Consider the following 11,970-nt stretch of genomic DNA (forward strand, 5'->3'; position numbering starts at 1 on the left):
TGATCCAGCTCGGCGGCCCCGGCATGCGCATCGGCATGGGCGGCAGCGCGGCCAGCTCCATGGCCTCGGGCGCCAATGCGGCCCAGCTCGACTTTGACTCGGTGCAGCGCGGCAACCCTGAAATCGAGCGCCGCGCGCAGGAAGTCATCAACCGCTGCGCCCAGCTGGGCACAGCCAATCCGATCCTGGCGATTCACGACGTGGGCGCCGGCGGCTTGTCCAACGCTTTTCCTGAACTGGTCAACGACGCCGGACGCGGCGCGCGCTTTGATTTGCGCGCCGTGAAGCTGGAAGAAAGCGGCCTGTCACCTAAGGAAATCTGGAGCAATGAAAGCCAGGAGCGCTACGTCATGGCGATCGCGCCCGAGTCGCTGGCGCAATTTGAAGCGTTTTGCGAACGCGAGCGCTGCCCGTTTGCCGTGATTGGCGTGGCCACCGAGGAAAAGCAACTGGTGCTGTCCGACGACAACAAGCCCGCCCCGGTGGACATGCCCATGAACGTGCTACTCGGTAAACCGCCCAAGATGCACCGCGACGTTAAAACCGTGGCGCAGGACATCAAGCCGCTGGACCTGACCGGCGTGGACCTGCAGGCCAGCGCGATTGCCGTGCTGAGCCACCCGACCGTGGCGTCCAAGCGTTTCCTGATCACCATTGGCGACCGCACCGTGGGCGGTATGACGCACCGCGACCAGATGGTGGGCCCGTGGCAGGTGCCGGTAGCCGACTGCGCGGTCACGCTGGCCGACTACCAGGGCTTTGGTGGCGAGGCCATGAGCATGGGCGAGCGCACGCCGCTGGCGGCCGTGAATGCAGCAGCCTCGGGCCGCATGGCGGTGGCCGAAGCCATCACCAATCTGCTGGCTGCACCGATTGAGTTGGCGCGCGTCAAGCTCTCGGCCAACTGGATGGCTGCCTGCGGCGAGCCGGGCCAGGATGCCGCCCTGTACGAGACCGTCAAGGCGGTCGGCATGGAACTGTGCCCGGCGTTGGGTGTGTCGATCCCGGTCGGCAAGGATTCGCTGTCGATGCGCACCGTCTGGAATGACGATGGCCAAGCCAAAAAAGTCACCTCGCCGGTGTCGCTGATCGTCAGCGCTTTCGCCACGTTGCCTGACGTGCGCGGCACGCTCACGCCCGAGCTGAACACGCAGGAAGCCGACACCACGCTGATCCTGATTGACCTGGGCAAGGGGCAAAACCGCATGGGCGGCTCCATCCTGGCGCAAAGCCTGAATCTCGAAGGCGGCGAGGTGCCCGACCTGGATGACCCGAAAGAGCTGGTCAATCTGGTCAACGCCGTCAATGAATTGCGCGCGCAGGGCCAGATCCTGGCCTACCACGACCGCAGCGACGGCGGCTTGTTTGCCGCCGCCTGTGAAATGGCGTTTGCCGGCCATGTTGGCGTGTCGCTCAATATCGACATGCTGCTGGTCGAAGGCGACGGCATCACCGACAGCCGCATGGACACCGGCGACAGCAAAAACTGGGCGTCGCAAGTCGGCGCCCGCCGCGAAGAACTCACGCTCAAGGCGCTGTTCAACGAAGAGCTGGGCGCCGTGATCCAGGTGCGTACGGAAGTGCGCAACGAGGTGATGCAGACGCTGCGCACGCACGGGCTGTCCAAATTCAGCCATTTCATTGGCAAAACCCGGCCGCAGCACGCTGCGCTGGAAGTCGGCAAGGGCGAAGTCCAGGTCTGGCGCGACACCAAGGCGGTGTTCAAGGCCAGGCTGCAGGACCTGCACCAGGTCTGGGACGCAGTGAGCTGGAAGATCTGCCAGCAGCGCGACAACCCGGCCGGCGCCGATGCCGAGCACGCGTCCCAGGGCAATCCTGCCGACACCGGCCTGCATGCGCACCTGACGTTTGACCCGGCCAGAACCATCTTCACGCCGGCACTGAGCCTGTCCCGGCCCAAAGTCGCTATTTTGCGCGAGCAGGGGGTGAATTCCCATGTGGAAATGGCCTATGCCTTCACCCTGGCCGGGTTTGACGCCTATGACGTCCACATGACCGACCTGCAAACCGGCCGCGCCAAGCTGGCCGACTTTGTGGGCGTGGTGGCCTGCGGCGGCTTCAGCTATGGCGACACGCTGGGCGCCGGCATTGGCTGGGCCCGGTCCATCACCTTCAACCCGGTGCTGGCCAACCAGTTCAAGACCTTTTTTGCACGGCCGGACACCTTTGGCCTGGGCGTGTGCAACGGCTGCCAGATGTTTGCCGAGCTGGCCGACATCATTCCGGGCGCCGAGGCCTGGCCACGCTTCACCACCAACCGCAGCGAACGCTTTGAAGCGCGCCTGAGCCAGGTGGAAGTGCTCGATTCGCCCAGCCTGTTCTTGCAGGGCATGGCCGGCACGCGGCTGCCGATTGCCGTGGCGCATGGCGAAGGCTACGCCAACTTTGCCTACCGGGGCGATGCCACCAAGGCGATTGCAGCGATGCGGTTTACGGACTACCTGGGCCAGCCCACGGAAGCCTACCCGGCCAATCCGAACGGCAGCGCAGGCGGGCTGACGGCCGTGACCACGGCAGACGGCCGCTTCACCGCCATGATGCCGCACCCCGAGCGCGTGTTCCGCAATGTGCAGATGAGCTGGACCAGCGGCAACGTGAGCGAGCTGAGCCCCTGGATGCAGATCTGGCGCAACGCGCGCAAATGGGTCGGCTGACCCGGGCCGGCTTGACGGGCGCATCGACAGTCGCCATGTAAATTCATGGCCGCTGGCGCGTTGCCAGCAAGTGCTGCAAGCCGCTCATCAAAAATGCCCCCATGCAGGTGACTGCACGGGGGCATTTTTTTGTCCCGCCAGTTTGACGGGAATTTCTGGCGGCCGCAGGGCCTGCGGCTACCGCAGTCAGGCGGCCAGCGTGGCTTGCGGCTGGTTGGCTGCAACCTGCGTCTGGATGGCAATGTCAGCGGCGGCGGCGGCCAGCGCGGCGGCCTTGGCGGCTTCGCCCATGGCCAGGCCTTCGGCGCGCACAAAGCGCACATCGGTCACGCCGAAAAAGCCGAATATGGTCTTCAAATAGCTTTCCTGGTGTTCCATGGCATTGCCGGCGTCGCTGGTGGAATAGACACCGCCGCGGGCCGAGGCAACGATCACGGTCTTGCCGCCTGCCAGGCCGACCGGGCCCTTGTCGGTGTAGCTGAAGGTGCGGCCCACTTGTGCCACGCGGTCAATCCACGCCTTGAGCTGGGTCGGGATGGCAAAGTTGTAGAGCGGCGCGCCAATCACCACCACATCGGACGCCAGGAATTGCGTGACCAGGGCCTCGGAAATGGCGTTTTCGCGCTGCTGCTCCGCGCTCAGTTCAGCCGCGCCGGCCGGCAGGCGAAAGCCCAGCGACTCAGCCGACAGGTGGCTGGGGGTGTCCACCGCCAAATCCAGGTAGCTGACCTGGGTGGCCGGGTGGGCCGCGCGCCACGAGGCAACGATTTGGGCCGTGAGTTGGCGCGATACCGAATTGCCGCCAAGAATGCTGGAGTCGATATGGAGAAGTTGGGTCATGGGAGGTCCTTGAATAAAAATTAGAGGGATTTGGTTTGGATTTCAACCATGGGATAGATTGTGCCGGTGCATCGACTGGCTGATAAGCTGGCAAAATCGCGACTGATTGTCCTGCCAGCAGGACGATGACAGCGCAATTAAAGGAATTCCATGCAAGACCTCAACGACATGCTGTACTTTGCCGAGGTGGTGGAGCGGGGCGGTTTTGCCGCTGCCGGCCGGGCGCTGGGGCTGCCCAAATCGCGGCTGTCGCGCCGCGTGGCTGAACTGGAAGCGCGGCTGGGCGTGCGGCTGCTGCAGCGCACCACGCGCAAGCTGTCGCTGACCGAGGTCGGCGAGATCTACCTGCGCCACTGCAGCGCCATGCGCGACGAGGCGCTGGCCGCCGCCGAAGCCGTGGCGCATCTGCAGGTGGAGCCGCGCGGCACGCTGCGCATCACCTGCCCGGTCACGCTGGCGCAAAGCACGCTGGGCTACCTGATTCCGCGCTACCTGGCCCAGTATCCGCAGGTCAAGCTCGACATGCGGGTCACCAACCGGGTGGTCGACCTGGTGGAGGAAGGCGTCGACATTGCGCTGCGGGTGCGCCCCACGCTGGACGACAGCGGCAGCCTGGTGGTCAAGCAGCTGGGGGCTACCTCGGGCCATTTGCTGGCCAGCCCTGCGCAACTGCGCCGCCAGGGCATGCCGGTCACGCCGCAAGACCTGGCCCGCCTGGACACGGTGGCGATGTCGTCCACCGACGGGCGCAGCGCCTGGGTGCTGCTGGGCCCCGAGGGGCAGGAATTTGTGTTTCAGCACCAGCCACGCTACGTGGCCGATGACCTGCAAACACTGAAGCTGGCGGTGCTGGCCGGCACGGGCGTCAGCTTTTTGCCCGACACGCTCAGCATGGCCGAGCGGCAGGCGCAACTGCTGGTGCCGGTGCTGCCAGGCTGGGCGCCCAAGCCGGGCATGGTGCATGCCGTTTTCCCCTCGCGCCGCGGCCAGGTGCCGGCGGTGCGCAGCTTTCTGGATTTCATCGGCCGCCATATGCAGGGCGAGCAGATGGTGGACGGCGAGTCCTGACCTTTACCCGCCTGAGGTCAGGAATTCCTGGCGCCTGGGCGGGTAGCTTTTCAGGTCAAAAATTTCTATATTCATTTATATAGATAAATTAAGAGCTATATATTCTTTTGAGTTTTATGTCTTGCTCCGCACAATGCAGGAATCTCATTCATTCCCCGCGACCCAAGGAGCACATCATGGCGACTCTCAGACTCGGCAACACCGCCCACCATTCAACGCCCAAGCCTTAAAACAGGTTCAGGCCAAGTGCGTTTCATCATCGTTCCCGGCTGGCGCGACTCCGGCCCCGGCCACTGGCAAAGCCTGTGGGCCGACCGGCTGGCCGGCGCCGTGCGGGTGCAGCAGGACGACTGGATCACCCCCAGCCGCCAGGCCTGGGTGGCCACGCTGGCCCGCACCATCTTGCAGCAGGGCGAGCCGGTGGTGGTGGTGGCGCACAGCCTGGGCTGCATCGCCACGGCGCATTTGCCGCCTGAAGCCGCAGCGCGCATTCAGGGCGCCTTGCTGGTGGCGCCGGCAGACCCGGAACGCCGCGCCATCTTGAGCGACTTTGCGCCCGTACCGTTTCAAAAGCTGCCTTACCGCAGCGTGCTGGTGGCCAGCAGCAACGACCCTTATTGCCCTGTGCGCCTGGCCGGGGCCTATGCCCGCGCCTGGGGCAGCGAGTTTGTGCGCCTGCCAGAAGCCGGTCACATCAACCTCGCGTCAGGCCACGGCGAATGGCCGCTGGGCGTGGCCTTGTTGCAGTCCCTCGCGGACGATGCGCCCCTGACGGTGTCTTACCAAAATCCCCCAACCTCTTCACATTCAGCCTCACTGGAAACCGCATGACTTCAAAACTTAAACTGACACTGGCCGCACTGGCCCTGGCCGCCAGCGGCCTGGCTTCGGCACAAACCCAGACCTTGCTGAACGGCTCGTACGACGTGGCGCGCGAGTTCTACAAGGACTACAACACCGCCTTCATTGCGCACTACAAGAAAACCACGGGCAAAGACGTCAAGGTTGACCAGTCGCATGCCGGCTCCAGCGCCGTGGCGCGTTCCGTGGCCGATGGCCTGGACGCCGATGTGGTCACGATGAACACCACCACCGACATTGAATTCCTGGCCCGCAGCGGCGTGGTCGCCAAGGACTGGGCCAAGCGCTTCCCCCACGACGCGTCGCCCACCACCTCGACCATGGTGTTTCTGGTGCGCAAAGGCAACCCCAAAGGGATCAAGGACTGGGATGACCTGGCCAAACCCGGCGTGCAGGTGGTGGTGGTCAACCCCAAAACCGGCGGCAACGGCCGTTACGTCTACCTGGGCGCGTGGGGTTCCGTGCGCGAAAAAGGCGGCACCGACGCGCAAGCGGCTGAATTTGTAGGCAAGTTCTACAAAAACGTGCCGGTACTCGGTAAGGGTGGGCGTGACGCCACCGGCATCTTTTTGCAGCGCGACATTGGCGATGTGCTGGTCACGTTTGAGTCGGAAGTGATCCCTATCGAGCGCGAGTTCGGCGCCGGCAAGGTCACCGCCGTGTACCCGTCGGTCAGCATTACGGCTGAAAATCCGGTGGCCGTCGTTGAGCGTACCGTGGCCAAAAAAGGCACGGCAGTGCTGGCCAAGGCCTATCTGGACTACCTGTATTCGGAAGAAGGCCAGGAAATCGCTGCCAAGCATGCGCTGCGTCCGCGTTCGCAAGCGGTGCTCAAAAAGAACGCCGCCACCTTCAAGCCACTGAAACAGTTCACCGTGGCCAAATACTTTGGCTCGCTGGGCGAAGCGCAGAAAGTCCATTTTGACGACGGCGGCCAGTTCGACAAGCTCTACACCGTCAAGTAATCCATGACCGCTTTGTCTTCTGCAGCGCCGCCCGCCGCGGTGGCGCCAGCCCTGCGCGCGGGCGCCAAAAGAGCGCCCAGGCGCGTGCTGCCCGGTTTCAGGCTGACGCTGGGTTACACGGTGTTCTACCTCAGCCTGATTGTGCTGATCCCGATCGTGGCGCTGTTTTTCAAGACCTTCACACTGACATGGGACCAGTTCTGGATGGCGGTCACGTCGCCGCGCGTGCTGGCGTCTTACCGCCTCACGTTTGGCGCGTCGCTGATCGCCGCGCTGGTGAACCTGGTGTTTGGCCTGCTGCTGGCCTGGGTGCTGGTGCGCTACCGGTTTCCGGGTAAAAAACTCATTGATGCCCTGGTGGACTTGCCGTTTGCGCTGCCAACCGCCGTGGCCGGCATTTCGCTCACGGCGCTGCTGGCCGGCAATGGCTGGATCGGCCAGTACCTCGAACCCATGGGCATCAAGCTGGCGTTTACCCCGGCCGGCGTGGTGATTGCGCTGATTTTTGTCGGCCTGCCGTTTGTGGTGCGCACCGTGCAGCCAGTGCTTGAAGACGCTGAAAAAGAACTTGAAGAAGCCGCCACCTCGCTGGGCGCCACGCGGCTGCAGATTTTCACCAAGGTGATTCTTCCGCACATCGCGCCGGCGCTGCTAACGGGCTTTGCCATGGCCTTTGCCCGCGCCATTGGCGAATACGGCTCGGTCATCTTTATTGCCGGAAACATGCCCATGATCTCTGAAATCACGCCGCTCATCATCATCGGCAAGCTCGAACAGTACGACGTCGCGGGCGCCACCGCCGTGGCGGTGGTGATGCTGCTGATTTCCTTTGTGCTGCTGCTGGTCATCAACGCCCTGCAAACCTGGCAGCGCCGCAACACGGGGGCGTCATCATGAGCGGGCCGTCGACCCACGCGGTGCGGCGTTTTCAGTCGGGCACCAGCGAAGCGCCCTGGGTGCGCTACACGCTGATCACCGTGGCGCTGCTGTTTGTGCTGCTGTTCCTGGTGCTGCCGCTGGCCGCCGTGTTCACCGAAGCCCTGCGCAAAGGCTTTGGCGCCTACCTGGCCGCACTGAAGGAACCCGACGCCTGGTCGGCGATCGAGCTGACGCTGATTGCCGCCGTGATTGCCGTGCCGCTGAACCTGGTGTTTGGGGTGGCCGCGGCCTGGGCCATCGCCAAGTACGAGTTTCGCGGCAAGTCGTTTTTGACCACGCTGGTGGACCTGCCGTTTTCAGTCTCGCCCGTGGTGGTGGGCCTGATGTATGTGCTGGTGTTCGGCGCGCAGGGCTGGTTTGGGCCGTGGCTGCTGGCGCACGACATCAAGGTGATTTTTGCCGTGCCCGGCATTGTGCTGGCGACCGTGTTCGTGACCTTTCCGTTCATTGCGCGCGAGCTGATTCCGCTGATGCAGGCGCAGGGCAACGACGAAGAGCAGGCCGCCATTGTGCTGGGCGCCACCGGCTGGCAAACCTTCTGGTATGTCACGCTGCCCAACATCAAGTGGGGGCTGATTTACGGCGTAATTCTCTGCAATGCCCGCGCGATGGGCGAGTTTGGCGCCGTGTCGGTGGTGTCCGGCCACATTCGCGGGCAAACCAACACCTTGCCGCTGCATGTGGAAATTTTGTACAACGAATACCAGTCGGTGGCCGCGTTTGCCGTGGCGTCGCTGCTGGCCATTCTGGCGCTGGTCACGCTGACCATCAAGTCGGTGGCTGAATGGCGCCAGGACGCCGACATGAAAGCCGCCGCCGCGCTGCCGCCCGAACGTCCCCCGCATCCAGCCGCCCTCCGCTAAAGGAAAGAAATCATGGGTATCGAAATTCGCAATGTCAGCAAGCATTTTGGCAACTTCCAGGCGCTGGGCGATGTGAGCCTGGACATCGAAGCGGGCGAGTTGGTCGCCTTGCTCGGCCCCTCTGGCTGCGGCAAGACCACGCTGCTGCGCATCATTGCCGGGCTGGAGTCGCCCGACCAAGGCAGCATCTTGTTCAGCGGCGAAGACACCACCGACGTGCATGTGCGCGAGCGCGGGGTGGGCTTTGTGTTCCAGCATTACGCGCTGTTTCGCCACATGACGGTGTTTGAAAACGTCGCCTTCGGCCTGCGCGTCAAGCCGCGTGCGTTGCGCCCCAGCGAAGCGCAGATCAGGGAAAAAGTCCACTCCCTGCTCAGCCTGGTGCAGCTCGACTGGCTGGCCGACCGCTTTCCGTCGCAGCTGTCGGGCGGCCAGCGCCAGCGCATTGCCCTGGCGCGGGCGCTGGCGGTGGAGCCCAAGGTGCTGCTGCTCGACGAGCCGTTTGGCGCGCTCGATGCCAAGGTGCGCAAGGAATTGCGCCGCTGGCTGCGCCGCCTGCACGACGACCTGAATGTGACCAGCATCTTTGTGACGCACGACCAGGAAGAAGCGCTGGAAGTGGCCGACCGGGTGGTGCTGATGAACCAGGGTGTGGTCGAGCAGATCGGCTCGCCGCAGCAAGTCTGGGACCATCCGGCCAGCCCGTTTGTCTATGGCTTCCTGGGCGACGTGAACCTGTTTCACGGCCGCGCGCATGAAGGCCAGGTGCAGCTCGAAGGCGTGCGCATCGACTCGCCCGAGCATGCCGGCGCGCAGGACGCCAAGGCCTTTGCCTATGTGCGGCCGCACGACCTGGAGGTGCAACGCTACATGCCCGGCGCCACCGGCATCGTGGCCACGCTGGAGCGGGCGATCGTGATCGGGCCGATTGCGCGGCTGGAACTTATTCCGGTCGACGGCTACCAACAGACAGCCGCGCCGTCGGGCGACCCCTTGATCGAGGCCCAGATGCCGGCGCAGCAGTTTCGCGACATGGGCCTGAAAGAAGGCGACACGCTGGTGCTGACGCCGCGCAAGGCCCGTGTTTTTATCGACGGCCAAGCCGCCAGCCAAGCATCCTGAAACCCGGTGCTTGCGCTTAAACTTGGCGCCAGCCTTGCTTTTTTGGATCAACGTGAACCACAGGATGACGATGTTTTTGACTTACTCTGATACGATGCCGCGCCGTGTGCTGGCCCTGGTGTCGGCGGCCTGCGTGCTGTTGCTGGCTTTTGGCCTTTACTTGCAGCACGGCGTGGGGCTGGAGCCTTGCCCGATGTGCATCGTTCAGCGTTATGCGCTGGTGCTGGTGGCCATTGTGTCTGGCCTCACCGCATTCGCCCGCCAAAAAGGGCTGCTGATCACTGGCGCCAGTCTGCTGGTGCTGCTGTCGGGTTTTGGCGCATTTGTGGCCGCCCGCCAAAGCTGGCTGCAGTGGTACCCGCCCGAAGTCGCTTCGTGCGGCCGGGACTTTTACGGAATGATCGAGACCTTTCCACTGCAGCGCGTCATTCCCATGATCTTCAAGGGCAGCGGCGACTGCAGCAAGATTGACTGGACCTTTCTGGGTGGCTCGATCGCCAACTGGTCATTCCTCTGCTTTGTGGCGGTCGGCCTGACGGCACTCGCGCTGATCGTTCGGTTGGTGCGCCAGCGCTGAAACTTTAAAAAATTAACGCCGCCACAAGGCGCCAGGGGTCATGAGCCTTGGCGCCTATTTTTTCGCCTGCGGCCCGGTGCAGGGCGCGACCAACGGATTACAAAGAGCGCTTAAAGATAGTGCGCAGCGCTTCGAATCTGGTCATATACTGTAGTTTTATACAGTTATTAGACCCGACTTCAGATCTTTCATGCCTGTGCCCACTGCGTCCACCGTCACCCACCGTGCCTTGCCTGAACTCGCCCATGTCTGGCGCGCCGGTGCGCTGGGCAGTGCCAGCCTGCAGGTCATTGACACGGGTTATGCAGGCCTCAATCAGGTGCTGCCCGGCGGCGGCTGGCCGCAAGGCGCGCTGACGGAAGTGCTGCAGCCGCAGGCCGGCCTGCACGAATGGGGCTTGCTGGCGCCTGCGCTGGCTGCGGCGCAACAGGCGGCGCCTGGCCGTCTCGTGGTGCTGGTCGGCGCGCCATATCTGCCGTTTGGCCCCGCGCTGGGCGCGCGCCAGCTCGCCATGCAGCGCCTGCTGTGCGTGCAGGGCCAAGGTCCGGCGCTGCTCTGGGCCACCCGCGAAGCGCTTCAATGCGCCGACGTAGCCAGCGTGCTGGCCTGGCTGCCCGACGCCCGCAGCGCCCATCTGCGCCGGCTGCAAATTGCCGCCCATGCGCACAGCAAGCTGCTGTTTGTGTTTCGTCCCTTGCGCGCCCGGCACGAGTCGTCGCCCGCGCCGCTGCGCCTGCTGCTTGAAGGCGCAACGAGCGAGGAGGGCAATCTTTTCGTCCATGTCCTCAAACGCCGTGGCCCGCCGCTGGCGTCGCCGGTGCTGCTGGCCACCCGGCCGGCCAGGCTGACCGCGCTGCTGGCAGCCAGCCGAGAGCGGGTACGGCGCCGCCGGGAAGATGCGCAGGCCCAAGCCTTGCCGGCTGTTTCAATGCGGAGTTCCCATGCGCTGGATCGCATTGCAAGCCTGCATACGTCCTGATGCGGCGCCCCCGCTGATCGACGCGGTGGCCGCACAGCAGGCGCTTGCCTGCATGGCGCTGGGCTACACGCCGCGCGTGGCGCTGGTGGACGAGGCGGTGCTGATGGAGGTGTCGGGCAGTCTGCGGCTGTTTGGCGGCCTGGCCCGGCTGGCACAGAACATGGCCAGTCAAGCCAGCCAGTTTTTTGAACAAAACAAGGTTCTAGCCTATATGGAACGGTCACAAGGTGCTACATCATTAATAGCGCTTGGCCGCTTGCGCCAGTGCCGCGGCCAACCAGAAGCCGCCAGCAAACGGGTGGCCGACTTGCCCATGCACACCCTGACGGCGGCCAGGCCGCACCTGGACGTGCTGGAGCGGGTCGGTTGCCGCAGCTGGGACGACTTGCTGCGCCTGCCCCGGGCGGGTGTGGCCCGGCGTTTTGGCGCACCGCTGCTGCAGGCGCTGGACCGCGCCCGGGGCCACGCGCCCGATGTCTACGAATGGCAGGTGCTGCCCGAGTCGTTTGACGAAACGCAGGAACTCGATGCGCTGGTCACCCATGCGCCCGCGCTGATGGCCGGTGCCCAGCGCCTGCTGGTGCTGCCGCTGCAGGCCTGGCTGCTGGGCCGCCAGCGCGGGCTGTGCGCGCTCAAGCTGGTCTGGCAGCTCGACAAGCGGCGCGACGTGGCACCCAGCGGCGAGCTGGTGATCCGCACGGCCCAGCCCGCCCAGGACTTGCGCCACCTGGCGCGCCTGATGGCCGAGCAACTGGGGCAGCAGCGGCTGCCCGCGCCCGTGCACAGCCTGCGCCTGCAGTCACTTGAAACCGAGGCGCTCACGGATTCGGCCGCCGCCACCGGCAGCTTGCTGATGGCCGCGCGCCAGCAAGGGGGCAGCGCGCTGGAGCTGGTGGAACGCCTGAGCGCGCGGCTGGGCCCGGAGCAGGTGCAAACCTGGCAAGCCCGCGCCGACCACCGGCCCGAGCAGATGCAGTGCTGGGTCAGCGCCCAAAATACTATCAAATCGATAGCCAATAATTCTCGTCCTGCTTGCGCTGGGGGGATTAATGATCTAAAAAACGAAGCTAGGACGGAAGCC

Annotated in this window: 11 protein-coding genes; 10 read left to right on the top strand and 1 reads right to left on the bottom strand. The window is 64.5% G+C overall.

Annotated elements, in window-relative coordinates; all coding sequences use genetic code 11:
- Positions 1–2,675: phosphoribosylformylglycinamidine synthase (gene purL, locus IV091_RS17555; RefSeq protein WP_293470631.1), on the top strand; the 2,675-nt coding region annotated here is incomplete at its 5' end.
- 186 nt (positions 2,676–2,861) lie between these two features.
- On the opposite strand, the gene IV091_RS17560 is transcribed toward purL, so the two are convergent.
- Complete coding sequence (locus IV091_RS17560; protein ID WP_293470633.1) at positions 2,862–3,515, bottom strand: FMN-dependent NADH-azoreductase; 654 nt, start codon at positions 3,513–3,515, stop codon at positions 2,862–2,864.
- 150 nt (positions 3,516–3,665) lie between these two features.
- Here IV091_RS17560 and IV091_RS17565 point away from each other — a divergent pair, with 150 nt between their 5' ends.
- The 9 genes from IV091_RS17565 to IV091_RS17605 all read left to right on the top strand — a co-directional run.
- Positions 3,666–4,583, top strand: a complete 918-nt coding sequence (locus tag IV091_RS17565; protein WP_293470634.1) for a LysR family transcriptional regulator — start codon at positions 3,666–3,668, stop codon at positions 4,581–4,583.
- Positions 4,584–4,829: 246 nt separating this feature from the next.
- A complete protein-coding gene (locus IV091_RS17570) occupies positions 4,830–5,414 on the top strand; it encodes an alpha/beta hydrolase (RefSeq protein ID WP_293470636.1) in 585 nt (194 codons plus the stop codon).
- Positions 5,411–6,409 carry a sulfate ABC transporter substrate-binding protein gene (locus tag IV091_RS17575; protein WP_293470638.1) on the top strand — a complete coding sequence of 333 codons (999 nt, stop codon included), beginning with the start codon at positions 5,411–5,413 and terminating at the stop codon, positions 6,407–6,409. Before IV091_RS17570 ends, IV091_RS17575 begins: the two co-directional genes overlap by 4 nt.
- Positions 6,410–6,412: 3 nt before the next feature.
- Positions 6,413–7,306 carry a sulfate ABC transporter permease subunit CysT gene (gene cysT, locus IV091_RS17580; RefSeq protein ID WP_293470639.1) on the top strand — a complete coding sequence of 298 codons (894 nt, stop codon included), beginning with the start codon at positions 6,413–6,415 and terminating at the stop codon, positions 7,304–7,306.
- Complete coding sequence (gene cysW / locus IV091_RS17585; protein ID WP_293470640.1) at positions 7,303–8,211, top strand: sulfate ABC transporter permease subunit CysW; 909 nt, start codon at positions 7,303–7,305, stop codon at positions 8,209–8,211. The genes cysT and cysW overlap by 4 nt, the downstream gene beginning before the upstream one ends.
- A gap of 12 nt (positions 8,212–8,223) precedes the next feature.
- Complete coding sequence (locus IV091_RS17590) at positions 8,224–9,333, top strand: sulfate ABC transporter ATP-binding protein (protein ID WP_293470642.1); 1,110 nt, start codon at positions 8,224–8,226, stop codon at positions 9,331–9,333.
- A gap of 70 nt (positions 9,334–9,403) precedes the next feature.
- On the top strand, positions 9,404–9,910 hold the full coding sequence (locus tag IV091_RS17595; protein ID WP_293470644.1) for a disulfide bond formation protein B: 507 nt from the start codon (positions 9,404–9,406) through the stop codon (positions 9,908–9,910).
- Positions 9,911–10,100: 190 nt separating this feature from the next.
- Positions 10,101–10,889 carry a translesion DNA synthesis-associated protein ImuA gene (gene imuA, locus IV091_RS17600; protein ID WP_293470646.1) on the top strand — a complete coding sequence of 263 codons (789 nt, stop codon included), beginning with the start codon at positions 10,101–10,103 and terminating at the stop codon, positions 10,887–10,889.
- The coding region (locus IV091_RS17605; protein WP_293470648.1) for a DNA polymerase Y family protein at positions 10,852–11,970 on the top strand (1,119 nt) is incomplete at its 3' end. The genes imuA and IV091_RS17605, both read left to right, overlap by 38 nt.

Origin of the sequence: Polaromonas sp., assembly GCF_018780625.1 — a bacterium.
Taxonomy (GTDB): domain Bacteria; phylum Pseudomonadota; class Gammaproteobacteria; order Burkholderiales; family Burkholderiaceae_C; genus Polaromonas.

What these genes read in the sequence shown, in the direction of transcription:
- IV091_RS17560 (WP_293470633.1), bottom strand. Translation starts at nt 3,515, where the DNA reads ATGACCCAACTTCTCCATATCGACTCCAGCATTCTTGGCGGCAATTCG.
- IV091_RS17565 (WP_293470634.1), top strand. Translation starts at nt 3,666, where the DNA reads ATGCAAGACCTCAACGACATGCTGTACTTTGCCGAGGTGGTGGAGCGG.
- IV091_RS17575 (WP_293470638.1), top strand. Translation starts at nt 5,411, where the DNA reads ATGACTTCAAAACTTAAACTGACACTGGCCGCACTGGCCCTGGCCGCC.
- cysT (WP_293470639.1), top strand. Translation starts at nt 6,413, where the DNA reads ATGACCGCTTTGTCTTCTGCAGCGCCGCCCGCCGCGGTGGCGCCAGCC.
- cysW (WP_293470640.1), top strand. Translation starts at nt 7,303, where the DNA reads ATGAGCGGGCCGTCGACCCACGCGGTGCGGCGTTTTCAGTCGGGCACC.
- IV091_RS17590 (WP_293470642.1), top strand. Translation starts at nt 8,224, where the DNA reads ATGGGTATCGAAATTCGCAATGTCAGCAAGCATTTTGGCAACTTCCAG.
- IV091_RS17595 (WP_293470644.1), top strand. Translation starts at nt 9,404, where the DNA reads ATGTTTTTGACTTACTCTGATACGATGCCGCGCCGTGTGCTGGCCCTG.
- imuA (WP_293470646.1), top strand. Translation starts at nt 10,101, where the DNA reads ATGCCTGTGCCCACTGCGTCCACCGTCACCCACCGTGCCTTGCCTGAA.